This is a genomic window from Burkholderia sp. Bp8998, from assembly GCF_003854235.1.
GTDB lineage: Bacteria > Pseudomonadota > Gammaproteobacteria > Burkholderiales > Burkholderiaceae > Burkholderia.
Genome location: NZ_QTQF01000045.1, coordinates 1 through 19,037, shown reverse-complemented (window position 1 = coordinate 19,037; position 19,037 = coordinate 1). Strand labels below are relative to the sequence as shown.

The window sequence follows — 19,037 nt, the reverse complement described above, 5'->3', positions numbered from 1 at the left end:
AAAACGGCATCGGCGTGGGATACCGGCGCCAAGCCCCGCGCAGGACGGCCGGAAAGTGCGTTTTGACGATGGTTGGCGACGAAAAACCACAAGTCGGCCGGCGTCCGCGCCCGCCGGCAGCCGTGCCCGCAAGCAGTGTGAAACGAGTGAGACCCGCCTTCCCGGCGTGACGAGATTGACCGCGATGACACCCGACGTACCCGCTTCCCCCCTCGCCGAACCGGCGCCGCGGCGCATCCGCTTCGGCATCGTGCTGCTGCCGAACTTCACGCTCACGGCCTTCTCGGGTTTCGTCGACATGCTGCGGCTGTCGGCCGACGACGGCGACTACAGCAAGCCGGTGCGCTGCGCGTGGAGCGTGATCGGCGAGACGCTCGCGCCGGTGCGCGCGAGCTGCGGGATCCAGATCACGCCGTGGGAAACCTTCGATGGGGCCGAACCATTCGACTACGTGGTCGTAGTCGGCGGGCTGCTGCATTCGGGGCCGCAAGCCGGCCCCGAAACGCTCGAGTTCGTCCGCCGCGCGGCGGCAGGCGGCGCGACGGTGGTCGGGATCTGCACGGGGGTGTTTACGCTGATGCGCGCGAACGTGCTCGACGGCTACCGCACCTGCGTGAGCTGGTTCCACTACTGGGATTTCATCGAACGCTTCCCGAGCGCCGATCCCGACCTGCTGATCGCCGATCGCCTGTTCGTGATCGACCGGCGCCGGATCACCTGCTCGGGCGGCCGCGCGTCGATCGACGTCGCCGCCGCGATCCTGCTGCGCCACTTCGACCATGCGACCGTGCAGAAGGCACTGCGCATCCTGCTCGTCGGCGAGATGCAGAAAGGTAATGCGCCGCAGCCGCATCCGCCGGGCCTCGAGCCGGCCACGCATCCGAAGGTCAAGCGCGCGATTCTCCTGATGGAACAGCATGTCGGGCGCGCGCTGCCGCTCGAGGAACTCGCGTGCAAGCTCGACATGTCGACCCGCCAGCTCGAGCGGCTGTTCAAGGCCGAGACGGGCAAGAGCCCGCAGGCGTTCGCGAAGCAGGTGCGGTTGCGCACGGCCGCGTGGCTGCTGACCAGTTCCGACCGCACCGTCGCCGATATCGCATCGAGCTGCGGGTTCGCCGACGCGTCGCACCTCGGCCGCGAGTTCCGCAAGCAGTTCGGCGTGCCGCCGGCGACCTATCGCGAGCGCGGCGGGGAAGTCGCGGAAGCCGGTGTCCCGGTGACGGTCGATCCCGATCCTGTCGAAGACATCGCCGACTGACGACGATCGCGCGCCGTCGCAGGCGCGCGCCTCCATTTCGTCCCTTTCCGTCCCCCTTTCCGCCCCTACCGCGCGTTGAACCCCGCACGATCGCGCCATTTTCGCGCCTATTTGGAACCGGTTCCAGTCAATTTGACCGACGTTTCCTCTCCTTGATCGAGGGTTATTCCGGATGCTGACGCACATTCAAATTTGTATGATGACCACATCACCTTACAAGCCAGAGCGCCATGTTCGAGAAAATTCCCGCCCGCGCGATGAGCGACCACGTCGCGCAGCAGTTGCTCAAGCAGATCGAAGTCGGCAGTTTCTCGGCGACCGGCAAGCTGCCGACGGAAGCCGTGCTCGCGCAGGAATTCGGCGTGAGCCGCACCGTGATCCGCGAGGCGATCTCGCGGCTGAAGAACGAAGGCGTGGTCGAGCCGCGCCAGGGCAGCGGCGTGTACGTGAACCAGCACGGCGCGATCCGGCCGCTGCGGATCGACTACGCGGAAGCCGTCGAGGCGAGTTCGCTGCCGCACCTGCTCGCGGTGCGTCGCGCGATCGAGGCTGAAGTCGCGGCCGAAGCCGCGCTGCACCACACCGCCGACGACATGGCCGATATCGACGATGCGCTGCGCAAGCTCGACGACGCGGTGGCCGAAGGTCGCGACGGCGTCGCGGAAGACGTCGCGTTCCACCGCACGATCGCGGCCGTCACCGGCAACCCGTATTTCCTGAAGACGCTGCAGTTCCTGAACCAGTATCTCGAGGCCGGCGTGAAGGTCACGCGGCGCAACGAAGCGACGCGCGAGGATTTCTCGCGGCAGGTGCGGGAGGAACACGCGGCGATCGCCGACGCGATCCGCGCGCGCGATCCGATGGCGGCGCGCAACGCGGCGCGCACGCACATGTACAACGCCGCCCGCCGACTCGCGGAAGCCGGCATTTGCTGAAGGCTGTGGCGCGTGAGCGCCGCGGCTGTCCCGAACCTCTCCCGAATCGATCAAGGTTGACCATGTCACGAAATGTTGGAGTCATCGGCCTCGGCGCGATGGGCCTCGGCGTCGCCCGCTCGCTGCTGCGCGCGGGGTTCCGCGTGCACGCATGCGACGTGCGCGACACCGTGCTGCAGGCGTTCGCGGCCGAAGGCGGCGTCGCCTGCGCGAGCCCGGCCGAACTCGGCGCGCAGTGCGACGTCGTCGTCACGCTCGTCGTCAATGCCGCGCAGACTGAAACGGTGCTGTTCGGCGAGCACGGCGCGGTCGCGGCGATGAAGCCGGGCGGCGTCGTGATCGCGAGCGCGACCGTCGCACCCGACTTCGCGGTCGCGCTCGGCGCACGCATCGAGGCCGCGGGGCTGCAGATGCTCGACGCGCCGGTGTCCGGCGGCGCCGCGCGCGCGGCGTCGGGCGAGATGACGATGATGACGTCGGGCCCCGCCGCCGCGTATGCGGCCTGCGACGACGTGCTCGCCGCGATCGCCGGCAAGGTGTACCGGCTCGGCGACACGCACGGCATCGGCTCGAAGGTGAAGATCATCAACCAGCTGCTGGCCGGCGTGCATATCGCGGCGGCGGCCGAGGCGATGGCGCTCGGCCTGCGCGAAGGTGTCGATGCCGACGCGCTGTACGACGTGATCACGCACAGCGCCGGCAATTCGTGGATGTTCGAGAACCGGGTGCCGCACATCCTGAACGGCGACTACGCGCCGCTGTCGGCCGTCGACATCTTCGTGAAGGATCTCGGCCTCGTGCTCGATACCGCGCGCCGCAGCAAGTTCCCACTGCCGCTGTCGGCCACCGCGCACCAGATGTTCATGAGCGCATCGAGCGCCGGCCACGGCGGCGAGGACGATTCCGCCGTGATCAAGACTTTCCCCGGCATCACGCTGCCGCCCGCCCGCTGATTCGAACGACGTTCCTGCCATGACCGCTTCCGCTTCCCGTCCCCTGCTCGGCTGCATCGCCGACGATTTCACCGGCGCGACCGATCTCGCGAACATGCTCGTCAAGAGCGGCATGCGTACCGTGCAGACGATCGGCGTGCCCGCCGGCGGCGCCGCGGTCGACACGGCGGTCGACGCCGATGCGATCGTCGTCGCGCTGAAGTCACGCACGATTCCCGCCGCCGACGCCGTCGCGCAATCGCTCGCCACCTACGAATGGCTGCGCGCGCAGGGTTGCCGCCAGTTCTTCTTCAAGTACTGCTCGACGTTCGACTCGACCGACGCGGGCAACATCGGGCCCGTCACCGACGCGCTGCTCGATGCGGCCGGCGGCGGCTTCACGATCGCCTGCCCGGCGTTCCCGGAGAACGGGCGCACGATCTTCCGCGGCCACCTGTTCGTCGGCGACGTGTTGCTGAACGAATCGGGGATGGAAAACCACCCGCTCACGCCGATGAAGGACGCGAACCTGGTACGCGTGCTGCAGCGGCAAACGAAGTCGCCCGTCGGCCTGATCCGCTACGACACGATCGCACTGGGCGCGGCGGCCGTACGCGCGCGGATCGGGCAGCTGCGCGCGGAAGGCGCACGCTTCTCGATCGCCGACGCGCTGTCGGATCACGACCTCTACGTGCTCGGCGAAGCGTGCGCGGACCTGCCGCTCGTCACAGGCGGCTCGGGTGTCGCGCTCGGCCTGCCGGAGAATTTCCGTCGCGCGGGATTGCTGCCCCAGCGCGACAACGCGGCCTCGCTGCCGCGCATCGACGGGTTGTCGGCAGTGCTCGCCGGTAGCGCGTCGAAGGCGACCAACGCACAGGTCGCCGCATGGCGCGAAAGCCGGCCGAGCTTCCGCATCGATCCGCTCGCGGCCTCGCGTGGCGAACCCGTCGTCGACGCAGCACTCGCATTCGCGCGCTCGCACCTGCCGCAGCCCGTGCTGATCTATGCAACCGCGACACCCGACGAAGTGAGGGCCGTCCAGCAGGCGCTCGGCGTCGAAGCAGCCGGCCATCTCGTCGAAAGCACGCTCGCGGCGATCGCCCGCGGCCTGCGCGACCTCGGCGTGCGCAAGTTCGTCGTGGCCGGCGGCGAGACGTCCGGCGCGGTCGTGCAGGCGCTCGACGTGAAGTCGCTGCAGATCGGCGCGCAGATCGATCCGGGCGTGCCTGCGACCGCCACCATCGACGCGCAGCCGCTCGGCCTCGCGCTGAAATCCGGCAACTTCGGCACGGTGGACTTTTTCGACAAGGCGCTGCGCGCGCTCGACGGAGCCGCATGATGAGCCACGAAGCGAAACTGCGCGAAGAGATCTGCGTCGTCGGCGCGAGCCTGTATGCGCGCGGCCACGCGGTCGGCAGCGCCGGCAACATCAGCGCGCGTCTGGACGACGGCTGGCTCATCACGCCGACCGACGCGTGCCTCGGCCGCCTCGACCCGAACGACATCGCGAAGGTCGGCCTCGACGGCCAGCCGGTATCGGGCGGCAAGCCGTCGAAGACGCTTGCGCTGCATCGCGGGATCTATGCGCGCAACGCGGAAGCGCGCGGCGTCGTCCATACGCATTCGACGCACCTCGTCGCGCTGACGCTCGCGGGCGTGTGGCGCGAAACCGACGTGCTGCCGCCGATCACGCCGTACTACGTAATGAAGGTCGGCCACATTCCGCTGATCCGCTATCGCCGCCCGGGCGACCCGGCCGTCGCCGCCGAAGTCGCGGCGCTCGCCGACCAGGTGCGCGGTGTGCTGCTCGACCGCCTCGGCCCGGTGATGTGGGGGCCGTCGGTGTCGCACGCGTCGTATGCGCTCGAGGAACTCGAGGAAACCGCGCGGCTGTGGCTGATGACGCACCCGAAGCCCGAACCGCTGTCCGACGCCGCGCTCGACGAACTGCGCCAGACCTTCGGCGCGCGCTGGTAACGCACCGCGTCACGCACGAATCACGCAGGACTACGTACCGATTCTCATGCCCGCCGTGTGCGCGGGCCCTTCCGTCAGCACACACACGATCCGGCGGCGTACGCGCCGCCGGCACACAATATCCTGGAGACGACGATGACTGCTCTCGACGCGGCCGCAAGCCGCTCGCCCGCCGCGCCCGCCCAATCGGGCGAGCTCGACCGCACCTACAAAAAAGTATTCTGGCGCATCGTGCCGTTCCTGATGCTCTGCTACGTGGTCGCGTATCTCGACCGCGTGAACGTCGGCTTCGCGAAGCTGCAGATGTCGCAGGATCTCGCGTTCAGCGAAACCGTGTTCGGCCTCGGCGCCGGCATCTTCTTCCTCGGCTACTTCCTGTTCGAGCTGCCGAGCAACCTGCTGATGCACCGCATCGGCGCGCGCATCTGGATCGCGCGGATCATGATCACGTGGGGCCTGCTTTCCGCGGTGTTCGCGTTCGTGAAGACGCCGACGCAGTTCTACGTACTGCGCTTTTTGCTCGGCCTCGCGGAAGCCGGTTTCTATCCCGGCGTGATCCTGTACCTCACGTACTGGTTCCCGTCGCATCGCCGCGCGAAGATCATCGCGGTGTTCATGTCCGCGATTCCGGTGTCGGGCATCTTCGGCAACCCGCTGTCGGGCTGGATCATGGAGCGCTTTCACGGCGGCTCGGGCTTTCACGGCTGGCAATGGATGTTCGTGATCGAAGCCGTGCCGGCCCTGCTCATCGGCATCGCGACGATCCTGTATCTCGACAACGGCATCCGTAGCGCGAAGTGGCTCGATGCGCGCGAGAAGCAACTGCTCGAGGACGAAATCGCCGCGCAGCCGCAGGAACAGCAGCAGCACGGCCATTCGCTGAAGGCCGTGTTCTCCGACCCGCGCATGTGGTGGATGTCGCTGATCTACTTCGCGTTCGTCACCGGCCAGTATGGCCTCACGTTCTGGATGCCGACGCTCGTCAAGTCCACCGGCATCACCGATACGTTCCAGATCGGCCTGCTGTCGGCGATCCCGTTCGTCGTCGCGATCGTCGTGATGAACCTGTTCGGCCACAGCGCGGACAAGCGCCGCGAACGCCGCTGGCACCTGATCGTGCCGGCGCTGATGGGTGCGGTCGGGTTTGCGGTCGCCGCGTCGTACTCGCACAATACGGCGGTGTCGATCGTGTTCCTGTCGCTCGCGGCGGGTGGCGTGCTGACCTGCGCGCCGCTGTTCTGGTCGCTGCCGACCGCGTTCCTCGCGGGCTCCGCGGCCGCCGCCGGGATCGCGATCATCAACTCGGTCGGCAACCTCGCCGGGTTCGCGAGCCCGTACGTGATCGGCTACCTGAAGGACGCCACGCACAGCACGTCGTCCGGCATGTACGTGCTCGCGGCGATGCTCGTGATCGGTGCGATCGCCGTGTGGCTCACGCCCGCGAAACTCGTGAACCGCTGATTCATCATTCGACGCGGGGCGCCGCGCGCCCCGCCCCATTCATTCACAGGACCCGCTGCCATGCCCCGCTTCGCCGCCAACCTCTCGATGATGTACACCGAGCACGCATTCCTGGAACGCTTCGCCGCTGCCTCGTACGACGGCTTCAAGGCCGTCGAGTACCTGTTCCCGTACGACTTCGCCGCCGAGGACATCCGCGCGCGCCTCGATGCGCACAATCTCGAGCAGGCGCTGTTCAACGCGCCGCCCGGCGACTGGGCCGCAGGCGAACGCGGGATCGCGTCGCTGCCGGGCCGCGAGGACGAATTCCGGCGCGGCATCGACCAGGCACTCGACTATGCGCGCGTGCTCGGCAACAAGAAGCTGCACGTGATGGCCGGGATGGTCGCGCCGGGCGCCGACCGCGCGCGCCATCGCGACACCTACGTGGCGAACCTGCGGCATGCGGCGCAGGCCGCCTTCGCGCACGGCATCACGGTCCTGATCGAGCCGATCAACCAGCGCGACATGCCCGGCTATTTCCTGAGCCGCCAGGACGATGCGCACGCGATCTGCGCGGAAGTCGGCGCGCCGAACCTGAAAGTGCAGTTCGACTGCTATCACTGCCAGATCGTCGAGGGCGACCTCGCGATGAAGCTCAAGCGCGATTTCGCGGGCATCGGCCACATCCAGATCGCCGGCGTGCCCGAGCGTCACGAGCCGGACATCGGCGAGCTCAACTACCCGTACCTGTTCGCGCTGATCGACGCGCTCGGCTACGACGGCTGGATCGGTTGCGAATATCGTCCGAAGGCCGGCACGTCGGAAGGCCTCGGCTGGCTCAAGCCGTACCTGTAATTCAAGCATTCCTAAGAGGGCTACCAACATGAAAGTACTGATCACCGGCGGCGCCGGCTTTCTCGGCCAGCGTCTCGCGCGCAAGCTGCTCGAGCGCGGCGAACTGACCGGCCCCGACGGCCGGAGCGAGAAGATCGACGAGCTGGTGCTGCTCGACGTCGTCAAGGGCAGCGATTTCGGCGATGCGCGCGTGACGTCGATCGTCGGCGACATCGCCGATCGTGCCATGCTCGACAGCGCGATCGACACGCGGACGGGCGCGATCTTCCACCTCGCGGCGATCGTCAGCGGGCAGGCCGAGGCCGATTTCGATCTCGGCATGCGGATCAACCTCGACGCGTCGCGCACGCTGCTCGAAGTGTGCCGCGCGCGCGGCCATCGTCCGCGCGTCGTGTTCACGAGCTCCGTGGCCGTCTACGGCGGCGTGCTGCCCGACGTCGTGCAGGACGACACCGCGCTGAATCCGCAATCGTCGTACGGCGCGGAAAAGGCGATCGCCGAGCTGCTGCTGTGCGACTACGCGCGGCGCGGCTTCGTCGACGGCCGCGTGCTGCGGCTGCCGACCATCAGCGTGCGGCCGGGCCGCCCGAACGCGGCCGCGTCGTCGTTCGCGAGCGGCATCATCCGCGAGCCGCTGAACGGCGAGGAAAGCGTGTGCCCGGTGCCGGGTTCGACGCGGCTGTGGCTGCTGTCGCCGCGCGGGGCGATCGAGGCGCTCGTCGCCGGTTGCGAACTCGACAGCGAACAGCTCGGCAACAAGCGCGTGATCAACCTGCCGGGCCTGTCGGTGTCGGTCGACGAGATGATCGCGGCGCTGCGCGAGGTCGCGGGCGACGACGTCGTGAAGCTGATCCGCCATGCGCCGGACGAACGCGTCGAGAAGATCGTCGGCAGCTGGCCGGGCCGCTGGGACACGACGCGCGCGGAAGCACTCGGGCTGAAGGGCGACACGTCATTCGCGGACGTGATCCGCAGCCATATCGCCGACGAACGGCGTTGATGGTCGCGCCGCCCGGCGGGCTGGCGGCCGTGTCGGCACCACCGCTGCCCGCCCGGCAGGCCGGCAACGTCGGGCCGCATCAGCGCGGCCCGACGGACTCCCCGACGGGTATCGACGCGCGCTTCGCGCCGGACGACGGGCGCGCCGCGCCGGCCGCGTGCTGCCATGCCAGCAAGCCCGGCAGATAGAACAGCAGATCGCGCACGCGCCGCGCGCCGGCCAGCGCCAGACAGGTCGGTGCGTCGAACCCGAGCAGCCCGCCGATCAGCACGAACCCGCCCTCCTGCACGCCCAGCCCGCCCGGCATCAGGAAAGTGATGCTGCTCAGCAACTGGATCAACGCTTCGATCGCGAGCGCCTGGGCAAACGTCGGATCGGCGCCGAGGAAATGCAGCGCGAGCCAGATTTCCAGCGCATAGCCGGCAAACTGCAGCGTCTGCCAGATCGCCAGATAGCGGACGACGATGCCCGTCTTCCGCCAGATCATCCGGATCGACTGATCGGTGCGCGCCGATTCGCCGACCAGCGCAACCACCTTTCCGCTCGTGATGCGGTTGAGCGCGCGCATCGCGCGCTCGAACGGCCGCGCATGCTGCACCAGCGCGAACAGCAGCAGCACCGGCACCAGCGCCGCCATGCCGATGGCGAGCTGCGCGGCCACGCGGGCGGCATCGGACGACACGCGCTCGAGCACGTAGCCGATCGCGACCAGCGCGAACACGAGCTGGCTGATCAGCGTCAGCTGCATGTCGGCGACGAGGCTCGCCACGACGGTGGCCGGCCGCACGCCCGCCTGCCGCAGCAGGCCGAACGACACGATTTCGCCGCCGATCCGCGCGACCGGCAACAATCCGTTGATCGATTCGCGGATCCAGACGAGCCGCAGCATCGTCGCAAACGACGGCCGGCGCCGGCCCCGGATCAGCATCCGCCAGTCCCACGCATTGGCCAGCATCGGCAGTAAATGGGCCAGCGCGGCGACCAGCAGCCCGACACCTGCGGCCTGCAGCCGATGCAGGATCTCCAGCGGATGCTCGCGCCAGATCAGCCACACCGCGATCGCCAGCCCGGCGAGCGCAGCCAGGCGTCCCGCATGCCGGAGCCGCGCGTCGCGACGCACGGATAGCCGGCCCGCGCCTTCGTCATCGGAATGCGTGTCGTGCGTCATGGTTTCCCCGCCGGCGACAGCAAGCCCTCGCGGTCGACGCGAAAGCGCGTGCCGCGCCAGATGACATGCGACGAGAAGAAGCTCGATACGAAGATCAGGAACTGCAGCAGATCGACGAACGGCAGCCAGAACGCGCCGCGCAGGCTCGCGCCGATCGCGTGCGCGGTTTTCACCATCAGCAGCGCCCGCGCGGCAAGCGCGGCCACTGCCAGCCCGCAGGCTGCGGCCGCGCCGCCCGACAGCAGCATCGCCAGCAGCGCCAGCGGCAGCGGATGCATCAGCACCGAACCGGCATGACCGATCCGGTCCGCCGCCCGGATGGTGCAACTCCAGCGCAATTCGTGCGTGTACAGCGTCGCGAACGTGTCGTCGACGCACGCATGCCCGACGACGAACGGCGGAACCACGACCCGTGCCCCGATCTGCCGCACCGCTTCGCCAAGCGCGTGATCCTCGGCGAGATGATGCGCGAAACGCGCCAGGCCGCCGATGCGTTCGAGCGTCGCACGCGTGATCGCGATCGTCTGGCCGAAGCACGGGCGCGCGCGACCGATGCAGAGCCCGGTAATCACGCCCGGCAGGAAATGGTAATTCGTCATCGCGACGGCAACACCGGGCCAGAAACCGGGCGATGCGACGCCGCGATACACGCTCGTCACGATGCCGACCTCCGGCTCCTGCAGCGCGCCGACCACAGCACGCAGATAATCGCGGTCGACCACCACGTCGCTGTCGGCCAGGCAAAGCACCGCATGCTCCGCGTGTTCGAGCATGTTCACGAGATTGGCGATCTTGCGGTTGGGCCCGTACAGCCGTGCATCGGCGACGACCGTGATATTGGCATCCGGGTAGCGCGCCCGCAGCGTCTCGACGGCGTCGAGCGCGGCGTCGTCCGCGTCATGCACGCCGAACAGGTGCTGGACCGGCCCCGGATAATCCTGGACGAAGAAGCTTTCGAGATGCTGTCCGAGCTGCCATTCGTCGCCGTGCAACGGCTTCGCGACGGTGACGCCCGGAAAATCGCGCGGCTTCGGCGCCGCGCGGGAAAAGAACCGGCCGACCAGCACGCTGGCCGAGATCGTGTAGGCCATGCCCAGCAGCACGCCCAACTCGCAAACGAGCGCCATTGCCCGCGCCAGCGCGTGCACCACATGCAGCAAAACCATGCTTCTCCCCTGTGGTTTCCCGTACGACCGCGATGCCGGGGGCCGGCCGCGCGCGCACGGGCTCACCCGTGCACGCGGCCGGACCGATTTCCATCGAGCCGGATGCGAAGGATGAGCTACAGACGTTACGCGCATTCAGATGACACGACTACCGTGCGGTGATCGATCCCGGTCATGCGCATGGCCGCAGACGAACGCGGCCGCGCATGCCGCGCCGGCAACCTTACGGACCGACAGGATCGCCGTCGCGATCGCATTGCCGTCGGTCGAATCCGTTCGGGTCGACGACACGCAGGTTTTGCCGCACACATCCGTTGCGCGACCGTACGCTTAACGCTTCGTTAAGAATTCGGCCGTAGAATCCGCCGGAAGATACGATCCCCACCGCTTGCCAGGAGCTTACATGTCTACACCCGCCCGATATGACGGAGTCGCACGCCTTCTTCACTGGCTGATCGTGGCGCTTGTCGTCGCGCAATATGCGATCGGCTGGACGATGCCCGACGTCCATCGCGATACGCAACCGGTCGGGCTGATCGCCGCGCACCTGATCGTGGGCACCGCGCTGCTTGCCGCGATGGCTGCTCGCGTGCTCTGGCGCGTGACGCATCGTCCGCCCGCCGACGAACTGTCGCCCGCGATGCGCACCGTGTCCGGCGCCACGCACTTCGGGCTCTATGCGCTGCTGATCGCCGTGCCGTTGCTCGGCTGGATCAATGCGTCGTCGCGTGCATGGGCCGTGACGCTGTTCGGCGTCGTGCCGCTGCCGGCGCTGTCGGCGGCCGGCTCGGGATTCGGGCACGCGATGGGCGACGTGCACGGCATCCTCGCGTGGGTACTGTTCGGCGGCATCTGCCTTCACGTCGCGGCCGCGGTCGCGCATCGTTTCGTCCTGCGCGACCAGGTCATGCAACGGATGATGCCCTGGTAATCCGGGCACCCGCATCCGGGCATGCCATCGCGGGCACACGTCCGGCGATGGCGGATCGCGATCCCGTCCGCATCGCGGCTCACCCTGCGATCAACCTGCCCGCCCATCGGAATCGGGCAACGAGATGATCGCGGCGCCGCGCGAAGCGGCGCGCGATCGACGGCATGGCCGTCCGCGCGGTTCGACCCGGTCGCGTGCCGCGAACGGCATGCGGTTTGCCGTACCGTGAACACGACGGCCTGAAGGCGCACACGATCATGTCGACACCTAGTTGTCGGTCTGTGCCGGCAGCGCAGGAGCCGGCGCCGGCGCGGCGGCCGAAGCCGCCATCCTCGCCCGATCCTGCTCGGCGAGCTTTGCCTGCGCGGCCTGAATGTCCGCCGGATATTCGCCGTCATCCCCCTTCGATGGGTCGTACCCGGCCGCTTCCAGACGAATCAGCTCCTCGCGAACCTGTGCACGCGTGAGCGGCGCATTCGATTGGGCGAATGCGGACTGACCGGCGATCGTGCCGATCATAATCAGTAGTGCGATACAAGTTTTCATCATGAACTCCTTCGATGTTTGGTACCGGTCAACCTTCGTGAATTTCGAACCCGCCGCGGCGGTCCGCTACGTCAGCTTCCGAAATACGGCGTGCAGAAGCTCTCGGGGCCCACGCACGCGGCCGGGCGCGGACGGGTCGGCTGCGCCGCCGGCTTGCCCACCCCGGACGTCCCCGCCGGATCGCTGCCGACCGCGGTCTCGGCCTGATGCTGCGGCATCTGTTCGGCCTGCCGCTGGAACAGCGGGCTCACGTCCGGATACGACGTGTCGGTCACGAAGCGCAGCCCGCTGTTTTCAGCGTCGATCAGTTGCTGCCTGACCTGCGCGCGCGTCAGTGCCTGTGCCGACGCAGGCGCCGCGACACCCGCGACGGACATCGACGCCACCACGGCAGCCACCAGCCAATGCGTATTCATGTTCCACTCCTTGTGAAGTCAACGAGACGACGTGCTACACCCCGTATGACGACGCGGGGTGGTCGTTTATTCCCGGCGTCCCGGGTCGCGCGCACCGGACGTTCACCAAGCTGTCATTCTTTCGTCAGCCGGCGTAACCTGACGTAACGCAGCCCCCACCGCGCGTGGGGCAGACTGACGACACCTTGTGGATCGGCCCTCGATCATGTCCGTCGCTTACGACTATGCAGCCGGCCTGCTTCGCACGCTGTACGACCGCCATATCGACGGCGGTGCCGTGCTCGACACGGCCGTGTTTCCCGACGCCGAGCGGTTCGTCCGTGCGTGGCCGGCCATTCGTGCGGAAGCGCTGGCCGTCGCGCGCGAGTTGCCGCGCATCCCGCGCTTTCACGAGATCATGCGCGAGCAGCACGACATCTCGGCCAACGATGCGCGCGACTGGCGGATGTTCATCATGCAGGCTTACGGCCAGCCATTCCCGCGCAACCTGTCGCGCTGCCCGACCGTCGAATCGATCGTCGCGGCGTCGCCGGACGTGCTGTCCGCGTCGCTGTCGTTCCTCGCGCCTGGCAAGCACATCCCGCCGCATCGCGGGCCGTTCCGCGGCATCCTGCGCGGCTATCTGGTGCTGTCGATGCCGAAGCGCGCGGACGGCACGCCGGCCGCCGTACTGAAGGTCGACGGCCGCGAATACCGGCTCGACGAAGGCCGCTTCCTGCTGTGGGACGATACCTTCGTGCACGAGGTGTGGAACGACAGCGACGAAGTGCGGATCGTGCTGCTGCTCGATATCCGCCGGCGCGACATGCCGCGCTTGCTGACGTGGCTGTCGAATGCGGTGATCGGCATCGTGCGGCTGGGCATCCGGGTGCGCGGGCGGTCGATTCCGGTTTAGCAAACCGCCCGGCGCGCACCCGCCGCGGTCAATCCTCGCGCGCGAGACGCGTCAGGACTTCCGCGAGCGCTTGAATCGCGGGTTGCGCGGCGCGCTGCGCCGGGTAGACGAGGTAGTAGCCCAGACCGTTGCGCACCACCTCCGGAAACGGCGTGACCAGCGTTCCGGCCGCCAGCCGATCGGCCGCCATGCGCGGATCGCCGATCGCGACGCCATGCGCCTGGGCCGCGGCCGTCAGTGTCAGTTCGAGCGTATCGAATACGAGCCCGGTGCCCGGGTCGATCCGCGTTGCGCCGACGGCCGCCAGCCAGCATCGCCATTCGTCGCGATTGCGCGCGGGATGCAGCAGCGTCGCATGCGCGAGATCGGCGATCGACTTCAACGACGCGCCTGCCTCGCGCGTACACATCGGCGTAAGGCATTCGTCGAACAGCGGAACCGCCACCATGCCCGCCCAGTTTCCGGTCCCGCGCACGACGATGGCATCGACATCGGCGTCGGTGAAATCCGGTGTGTCGTCCGCCGACGTGTGAATGCGCAACTCGGTCCGCGGCAGCGCGTGATTGAGCGCCGACAGCCGCGGCAGCAGCCAGCGAATCGCGAACGTGGAAGGCAGGCGCAACGTGAGGATCGACGCGGAATGCGCATGGGCGTGCGCGTGTTGCGCCAGTTGCGCGAGCACGTCGACGGCCACCGTCAGCAATGCGCCGCCTTCCGGGGTCAGCGTCAATCCCGAAGGATGCCGGATGAACAACGCACATCGGTAGTGCGCTTCCAGTTGCTGCACCTGACGGCTCACCGCGCCCTGGGTCCGGCACAGATGCTCGGCTGCCCGGTTGAAGCTGCCGAGTTCGGCGGCGGCGACAAACGCCTGGAACGCCGTCAGCGGCGGCAGCGCACGGGTGAGATCCGCCAGCGGATATGCGCCGGCGGCATACCCGGGTTGCGGATTATTCGTTTGTTCGGTCATCGCTGCATCGCTATCGTGGTTGAACCCGTTCGCGACGACTGTCGCGGATGGCTCGTCAACAATCAGCGGAGAAATATCATGGTCTCGTCGTCCGACGCACTATACACGCGGCAGGTCGGTACCTACCTGAAAGCGCTCGAACACGGCGACGTCGCCGCGATCTGTGCATTGTTTGCGCCGGATGCACGGATATTTTCGCCGTTTCTCGGCTGGATGGCGCCGCAGCCCTTCTTCGAAAAAGTCGCGGCGGCATCCGGACAAAGCCGCATCACGCCGATCGACATCTGCGTCAGCGCGACGGGCGCACGGCGGGCCACCGGCTATTTCGTCTACGACTGGGGACTGAACGACGGCACCGCGGTGCGGTTCGAATGCGTCGACGTATTCGAATTCGACGACGACGCGCGCATCGAGCGCATGATCATCGTCTACGACACGCATCCGGTGCGAAGCACGGTCGGCGACAAGTACGCCTAAGCGCGCGAGCGGGCGCGCCGGCCATTGCGCGGCGCAGCAACCTCGCCGCGCCGCCGGACGGACGGCAATCTCGCTGCCGCCCCGATCGATCGCCTACACTACAGACCGTTCCCCCGCGCGGCTCCGGCCAGCCACCGCCATGGCACACCTATTCTTCGCGGCGTCGATCCAGCGCCATATCGACACACCCGAGCGCGACATCGACGCACGGACGCTCGGCGAAGCGCTTGAAACCGTCTTCGGCGAACAGCCGCGGCTGCGCGGCTATATCGTCGACGACCAGGGCGCGCTGAGAAAGCACCTGTCGGTGTTCATCGACGGCCAGCCGGTACGCGACCGGCAGCACCTGTCCGATGCGCTCGGCGATGCCAGCCGCGTCTATGTCGTACAGGCGCTGTCCGGCGGATAAGGGGACGCATCGACACCCCAACGAGCACCCAGACGCGCCCACAGGAGACACCCGACATGAACGATCGACTGCTCGTCGCGACCCGCAAGGGCCTGTTCGTGCTGCACGCCGACGGCAACGGCGGCTGGTCGCTCGGCGAGCCGCACTTCATCGGCGAACCGGTCAGCATGGCGCTGGCCGACCCGCGCGACGGCACGCTGTATGCGGCGCTCAATCTCGGCCATTTCGGCGTGAAGCTGCATCGCCAGCGCGCCGGCGCGGCCGCATGGGAAGAATGCGCGGTCCCCGTGTATCCGCCGCAGCCCGCCGACGAACCGCGCGCGGATGTCGGCGCCCATGCGGGCACCGGCGACGCGGACGACGCAGCGCCCGCCCCGCCGCGCCCGCCGTGGACGCTGCAGCAGATCTGGTCACTCGAAACCGGCGGCGTCGACGAACCGGGCGTCCTGTGGGCTGGCACGATACCCGGTGGACTGTTCCGCTCCGACGATGGCGGCGATTCGTGGGTGCTGAACCGCGCACTGTGGGACCGCCCGGAGCGCCCCGAATGGTTCGGCGGCGGCTACGATGCGCCGGGCATCCATTCGGTGATGGTCGATCCGCGCGATAGCCGGCACGTGACGATCGGCATTTCGTGCGGGGGCGTCTGGCAGACCTTCGACAGGGGCGCGACCTGGCGCGTCACCGCCGACGGCATGGAAGCCGATTACATGCCGCCGGAACGGCGCGGCGAACCCAACGTGCAGGACCCGCACCGCGTTGTCCAGTGTGCAGCCACTCCCGATGTGCTGTGGACCCAGCATCACTGCGCGATCTTCCGCTCGACCGATGGTGCCGCACACTGGCAACGGATCGAAGCGCGGCCGTCGAGCTTCGGTTTCGCGGTCGCCGTGCATCCGGCCGATCCCGACACCGCGTGGTTCGTGCCGGCGGTGAAGGATGCGTGCCGGATTCCGGTGAACGGCCGGTTCGTCGTCACGCGCACGCGAGACGGCGGCCGCAGCTTCGAGAGCCTGTCGAACGGGTTGCCGCCTGCGCCGGCCTACGATCTCGTGTATCGACACGGGCTCGCGGTGGACGACTCCGGCACGCGTCTCGCGATGGGGTCGACGACGGGCGGCTTATGGACGTCCGGTGACGGCGGCGAAAACTGGCGGCAGGTCTCCGCGCATTTGCCGCCGGTGTATTGCGTACGTTTCGGGTAACGAACGACCCGCACGCATCGACATGCAAGCGCCCTGAAAAAACGACAAAGCCGCCGAAAGCAGGACATCAGCCCTGCCTCCGGCGGCTCGAGATCGACATCGGGCTTCCGGCCGCAACCGGGAAGCCCGCGCGCGTCGCTCAGTGCACGCCGAGATACGCCTTCACCGCCGGCAGGCCCGGCTTGCCGTCGAGCGTCGTCACACCGGCCAGCCACTTGTCGAGCGATTGCGGGTTCGCCTTCAGCCACTCGGCGGCGGCCTTGTTCGGGTCTTGCTTGTTCATGATCGGCACCATCACGTGGTTCTCGATCGACGTCGTGAACTGCAGGTTCGACACGAACTTCGCGACGTTCGGGCAACGCTGCGCGTAGTCGGGCGGCGTGGCCGTCAGCACCTTCGCTTCGCCGTAGTTCGGGCCGAACACGTCGTCGCCGCCGGTCAGGTAATCGATCTTCATCTGTACGTTCATCGGATGCGGTTCCCAGCCGAGGAACACGATCCACTGCTTGTCGCGAATCGCGCGATTCACCTCGACCAGCATCCCGGCCTCGCTCGACTCGACCAGCTTGAACTTGCCGAGGCCGAACTGGTTGCCATCGATCATCTTCTTGATCAACGCGTTGCCGTCGTTACCCGGTTCGATCCCGTAGATCTTGCCGTTGAGCTTGTCCGCGTACTTCTGGATGTCGGCGAACGACTTCAGGCCGCCCTGGTACACGTAGTCGGGCACCGCGAGCGTATATTTCGCGCCGGTCAGGTTGGGCGTGGCGAGCACCTTGATCGTCCCGGCCTTCGTGAACGGCTGGATGATCGGGTCCATCGTCGGCGACCAGTAGCCGAGGAACACGTCGATCTGCTTGCTCTTGATGCCGGCGAACGTGATCGGCACCGACGCGATCGTCTTGGTCGGCGCATAGCCGAGCCCCTGCAGCATCGTCGCTGCAAGGCCCGTGGTGGCCGCGATGTCGGTCCAGCCGACGTCCGCGAAGCGCACGTTCTTGCACACGGGCGGGTCGGCCGCATAAACCGCCGACATCGGCGCGGCAATCCCGATCCCGCATACCGCTGCGATCAATAGGCGCTTCATCTGTCTTCTCCTCAAATAGACGTCGTTTTTCATGGACGGGATCGATTGTTGAAGCCGCGCGCCGCGATCCCGGCGGCGTCACGGACCGAAGGTTGCGCGGGTCGCGTCAGCGCCCCGGCAGCCGGCGCTCGTAGCTCGGCGCGTGACCGAATTGCGCGCGGTACGCCTTGCTGAAGTGACACGGCGAATGGAATCCGCACGTCGTCGTCACGCGCGCGATCGACGCGTCGGTCGTGCGCAGCAGGTCGCGAGCGCGTTTCAGCCGCAACGTCAGGTAATAGTGGGTCGGCGATACGTTCAGGTACACCTTGAACATCCGCTGCAGGTGCCGCTGCGACAGTCGCACGAGCCGCGCGAGTTCCTCGAGCGACAGCGGCTCCTCGATGTTCGCCTCCATCAGCCGCACGACCTCGATCAGCTCCGCGCGCGAGAAGCCGACGCGCGCATCCACGGGAATCGGCTGCGTGTCGGTCGAGCTGCGGATGCGCTCGAGGATGAACTGCTCGGACACCTGCGCGGCGAGCTGCTGGCCGAAGCGCATGCCGACGAGATTCAGCATCAGGTCGAGTGGCGCGGTGCCGCCGGTGCAGGTAAGCCGGTCGCGGTCGACGACGAACAGCTCGTCGGCGAACCCCACCTGCGGAAACTCCGCATGCAGCGCGGACAGGTTCTCCCAGTGCACGGTGCAGCGATAGCCGTCGAGCAGCCCGCTCGACATCAATGCATACGCGCCGGTGCAGATGCCGCCCAGCGGCAGCCCGCGTTCGGCGAGCGCCGCGAGCGTGTCGCGCGCGCCGTCGTCGACCACGTCGCGGATGCGGATGCCGCCGCACACGATCATCACGTCGGGCAGGTTCGTGTAGTCGAGCGCCTGGGTCGGCCGCACCGCGATGCCGTTGCTGGCATGCGCGGGCGCGCCGTCGAGCGAATAGATCGACCACTGGTAATGGTCCGCGCGTCCGACATAGTTCGCCATCCGAAGCACTTCGACCGCGCTCGAGAACGCGATCATCGAGAAGTTCGGCAGCGTCAGGAAGCCGAAATGGGCAAGGGACGAAACCGGTGAAACGCGAGCGGCGGGCACGGCGGCAGCGGCGGCGGACGTCACATCGGGCTCCTGGCAAACGGTTGGGCAGGTTGCAAGCAGCCAGCCCCGTGGGCAAACGCCACGGAAGCCGGTATCGAATCGGGGGAGGCGGCCGGAAGTCGAACCGGCCGCCGGTTGCTTACGCTTGCGCGGGGGTGGCCTTCGCGCGGAGCAGCTGCTTCAGGCCCGCGAACAGCGGGGCTTTCGCGGTGCCCGGCGCGCGGCCGAAGCTCTCGGTGATGCGGTCGAGAATGATCGCGAGCAGCACGACCGACAGACC

20 protein-coding genes and 1 pseudogene are annotated in these 19,037 nt (G+C 67.8%); 13 read left to right on the top strand and 8 right to left on the bottom strand.

Annotated features, from left to right (window positions below):
• The first annotated feature begins 184 nt into the window (after positions 1-184).
• The 8 genes from DIE06_RS31775 (at position 185) to denD (ending at position 8,400) form a co-directional block, all read left to right on the top strand.
• A complete protein-coding gene (locus tag DIE06_RS31775) occupies positions 185-1,258 on the top strand; it encodes a GlxA family transcriptional regulator (protein WP_124664824.1) in 1,074 nt (357 codons plus the stop codon).
• 230 nt (positions 1,259-1,488) lie between these two features.
• A complete protein-coding gene (locus DIE06_RS31770) occupies positions 1,489-2,193 on the top strand; it encodes a FadR/GntR family transcriptional regulator (protein WP_124664823.1) in 705 nt (234 codons plus the stop codon).
• Between the two features lie 5 nt (positions 2,194-2,198).
• A complete protein-coding gene (gene ltnD / locus DIE06_RS31765) occupies positions 2,199-3,146 on the top strand; it encodes an L-threonate dehydrogenase (protein ID WP_409364526.1) in 948 nt (315 codons plus the stop codon).
• Between the two features lie 19 nt (positions 3,147-3,165).
• On the top strand, positions 3,166-4,464 hold the full coding sequence (otnK, locus tag DIE06_RS31760; RefSeq protein ID WP_124664821.1) for a 3-oxo-tetronate kinase: 1,299 nt from the start codon (positions 3,166-3,168) through the stop codon (positions 4,462-4,464).
• A complete protein-coding gene (locus DIE06_RS31755) occupies positions 4,461-5,102 on the top strand; it encodes an aldolase (RefSeq protein WP_124664820.1) in 642 nt (213 codons plus the stop codon). Before otnK ends, DIE06_RS31755 begins: the two co-directional genes overlap by 4 nt.
• A 135-nt stretch (positions 5,103-5,237) precedes the next feature.
• Positions 5,238-6,563 (top strand): MFS transporter, encoded by a 1,326-nt coding sequence (locus tag DIE06_RS31750; protein WP_124664819.1) that lies wholly within the window; start codon positions 5,238-5,240, stop codon positions 6,561-6,563.
• Between the two features lie 60 nt (positions 6,564-6,623).
• The gene (gene otnI / locus DIE06_RS31745; RefSeq protein WP_124615649.1) at positions 6,624-7,400 is read left to right on the top strand and encodes a 2-oxo-tetronate isomerase; all 777 of its coding nucleotides are present in this window, start codon (positions 6,624-6,626) and stop codon (positions 7,398-7,400) included.
• A gap of 28 nt (positions 7,401-7,428) precedes the next feature.
• Positions 7,429-8,400 carry a D-erythronate dehydrogenase gene (gene denD / locus DIE06_RS31740; RefSeq protein ID WP_124664818.1) on the top strand — a complete coding sequence of 324 codons (972 nt, stop codon included), beginning with the start codon at positions 7,429-7,431 and terminating at the stop codon, positions 8,398-8,400.
• A 79-nt stretch (positions 8,401-8,479) separates the two neighbouring features.
• Here denD and DIE06_RS31735 read toward each other — a convergent pair whose 3' ends face one another.
• Together DIE06_RS31735 and hpnI are read right to left on the bottom strand one after the other, a co-directional pair.
• Positions 8,480-9,568, bottom strand: a complete 1,089-nt coding sequence (locus DIE06_RS31735) for a lysylphosphatidylglycerol synthase domain-containing protein (RefSeq protein WP_124664817.1) — start codon at positions 9,566-9,568, stop codon at positions 8,480-8,482.
• On the bottom strand, positions 9,565-10,734 hold the full coding sequence (gene hpnI / locus DIE06_RS31730; RefSeq protein WP_124664816.1) for a bacteriohopanetetrol glucosamine biosynthesis glycosyltransferase HpnI: 1,170 nt from the start codon (positions 10,732-10,734) through the stop codon (positions 9,565-9,567). Before hpnI ends, DIE06_RS31735 begins: the two co-directional genes overlap by 4 nt.
• A 403-nt stretch (positions 10,735-11,137) precedes the next feature.
• Here hpnI and DIE06_RS31725 point away from each other — a divergent pair, with 403 nt between their 5' ends.
• Positions 11,138-11,665: a cytochrome b gene (locus DIE06_RS31725; RefSeq protein ID WP_124664815.1), complete on the top strand. Its 528-nt coding sequence runs from the start codon at positions 11,138-11,140 to the stop codon at positions 11,663-11,665.
• A gap of 267 nt (positions 11,666-11,932) precedes the next feature.
• On the opposite strand, the gene DIE06_RS31720 is transcribed toward DIE06_RS31725, so the two are convergent.
• Both DIE06_RS31720 and DIE06_RS31715 read right to left on the bottom strand, forming a co-directional pair.
• Entirely contained in the window at positions 11,933-12,211 is a 279-nt protein-coding gene (locus tag DIE06_RS31720; RefSeq protein WP_124664814.1) for a DUF4148 domain-containing protein, read from the bottom strand.
• Between the two features lie 71 nt (positions 12,212-12,282).
• Positions 12,283-12,627, bottom strand: a complete 345-nt coding sequence (locus tag DIE06_RS31715; RefSeq protein WP_124664813.1) for a DUF4148 domain-containing protein — start codon at positions 12,625-12,627, stop codon at positions 12,283-12,285.
• A gap of 205 nt (positions 12,628-12,832) precedes the next feature.
• Between DIE06_RS31715 and DIE06_RS31710 the strand changes: the two genes are divergently transcribed.
• Entirely contained in the window at positions 12,833-13,522 is a 690-nt protein-coding gene (locus DIE06_RS31710) for an aspartyl/asparaginyl beta-hydroxylase domain-containing protein (RefSeq protein ID WP_124664812.1), read from the top strand.
• Positions 13,523-13,550: 28 nt separating this feature from the next.
• Here the strand turns inward: DIE06_RS31710 and DIE06_RS31705 are convergent, their stop codons facing one another.
• Positions 13,551-14,492: a LysR substrate-binding domain-containing protein gene (locus DIE06_RS31705; protein WP_124664811.1), complete on the bottom strand. Its 942-nt coding sequence runs from the start codon at positions 14,490-14,492 to the stop codon at positions 13,551-13,553.
• A gap of 78 nt (positions 14,493-14,570) precedes the next feature.
• On the opposite strand from DIE06_RS31705, the gene DIE06_RS31700 reads away from it, so the two are divergent.
• The 3 genes from DIE06_RS31700 (at position 14,571) to DIE06_RS31690 (ending at position 16,583) form a co-directional block, all read left to right on the top strand.
• Positions 14,571-14,969, top strand: coding sequence for a nuclear transport factor 2 family protein (locus tag DIE06_RS31700; RefSeq protein ID WP_124664810.1), 399 nt, complete (start codon positions 14,571-14,573; stop codon positions 14,967-14,969).
• A 139-nt stretch (positions 14,970-15,108) separates the two neighbouring features.
• Positions 15,109-15,378: a MoaD/ThiS family protein gene (locus DIE06_RS31695; protein WP_006749905.1), complete on the top strand. Its 270-nt coding sequence runs from the start codon at positions 15,109-15,111 to the stop codon at positions 15,376-15,378.
• Between the two features lie 56 nt (positions 15,379-15,434).
• Positions 15,435-16,583, top strand: coding sequence for an exo-alpha-sialidase (locus DIE06_RS31690; protein ID WP_124664809.1), 1,149 nt, complete (start codon positions 15,435-15,437; stop codon positions 16,581-16,583).
• Between the two features lie 139 nt (positions 16,584-16,722).
• On the opposite strand, the gene DIE06_RS31685 is transcribed toward DIE06_RS31690, so the two are convergent.
• The 3 genes and pseudogenes from DIE06_RS31685 to DIE06_RS31675 all read right to left on the bottom strand — a co-directional run.
• Positions 16,723-17,670 carry a choline ABC transporter substrate-binding protein gene (locus tag DIE06_RS31685; protein WP_124664808.1) on the bottom strand — a complete coding sequence of 316 codons (948 nt, stop codon included), beginning with the start codon at positions 17,668-17,670 and terminating at the stop codon, positions 16,723-16,725.
• Positions 17,671-17,776: 106 nt separating this feature from the next.
• On the bottom strand, positions 17,777-18,778 hold the full coding sequence (locus tag DIE06_RS31680; protein WP_124664807.1) for a GlxA family transcriptional regulator: 1,002 nt from the start codon (positions 18,776-18,778) through the stop codon (positions 17,777-17,779).
• Positions 18,779-18,896: 118 nt separating this feature from the next.
• Positions 18,897-19,037 (bottom strand): annotated as a pseudogene (locus DIE06_RS31675) (choline ABC transporter permease subunit); the annotation flags it as partial.

Bases quoted from the DNA above. Each gene is read 5' to 3' on its own strand.
- DIE06_RS31775 (WP_124664824.1), top strand. From the start codon at position 185: ATGACACCCGACGTACCCGCTTCCCCCCTCGCCGAACCGGCGCCGCGG.
- DIE06_RS31770 (WP_124664823.1), top strand. From the start codon at position 1,489: ATGTTCGAGAAAATTCCCGCCCGCGCGATGAGCGACCACGTCGCGCAG.
- otnK (WP_124664821.1), top strand. From the start codon at position 3,166: ATGACCGCTTCCGCTTCCCGTCCCCTGCTCGGCTGCATCGCCGACGAT.
- DIE06_RS31755 (WP_124664820.1), top strand. From the start codon at position 4,461: ATGATGAGCCACGAAGCGAAACTGCGCGAAGAGATCTGCGTCGTCGGC.
- DIE06_RS31750 (WP_124664819.1), top strand. From the start codon at position 5,238: ATGACTGCTCTCGACGCGGCCGCAAGCCGCTCGCCCGCCGCGCCCGCC.
- otnI (WP_124615649.1), top strand. From the start codon at position 6,624: ATGCCCCGCTTCGCCGCCAACCTCTCGATGATGTACACCGAGCACGCA.
- denD (WP_124664818.1), top strand. From the start codon at position 7,429: ATGAAAGTACTGATCACCGGCGGCGCCGGCTTTCTCGGCCAGCGTCTC.
- DIE06_RS31735 (WP_124664817.1), bottom strand. From the start codon at position 9,568: ATGACGCACGACACGCATTCCGATGACGAAGGCGCGGGCCGGCTATCC.
- hpnI (WP_124664816.1), bottom strand. From the start codon at position 10,734: ATGGTTTTGCTGCATGTGGTGCACGCGCTGGCGCGGGCAATGGCGCTC.
- DIE06_RS31725 (WP_124664815.1), top strand. From the start codon at position 11,138: ATGTCTACACCCGCCCGATATGACGGAGTCGCACGCCTTCTTCACTGG.
- DIE06_RS31720 (WP_124664814.1), bottom strand. From the start codon at position 12,211: ATGAAAACTTGTATCGCACTACTGATTATGATCGGCACGATCGCCGGT.
- DIE06_RS31715 (WP_124664813.1), bottom strand. From the start codon at position 12,627: ATGAATACGCATTGGCTGGTGGCTGCCGTGGTGGCGTCGATGTCCGTC.
- DIE06_RS31710 (WP_124664812.1), top strand. From the start codon at position 12,833: ATGTCCGTCGCTTACGACTATGCAGCCGGCCTGCTTCGCACGCTGTAC.
- DIE06_RS31705 (WP_124664811.1), bottom strand. From the start codon at position 14,492: ATGACCGAACAAACGAATAATCCGCAACCCGGGTATGCCGCCGGCGCA.
- DIE06_RS31700 (WP_124664810.1), top strand. From the start codon at position 14,571: ATGGTCTCGTCGTCCGACGCACTATACACGCGGCAGGTCGGTACCTAC.
- DIE06_RS31695 (WP_006749905.1), top strand. From the start codon at position 15,109: ATGGCACACCTATTCTTCGCGGCGTCGATCCAGCGCCATATCGACACA.
- DIE06_RS31690 (WP_124664809.1), top strand. From the start codon at position 15,435: ATGAACGATCGACTGCTCGTCGCGACCCGCAAGGGCCTGTTCGTGCTG.
- DIE06_RS31685 (WP_124664808.1), bottom strand. From the start codon at position 17,670: ATGAAGCGCCTATTGATCGCAGCGGTATGCGGGATCGGGATTGCCGCG.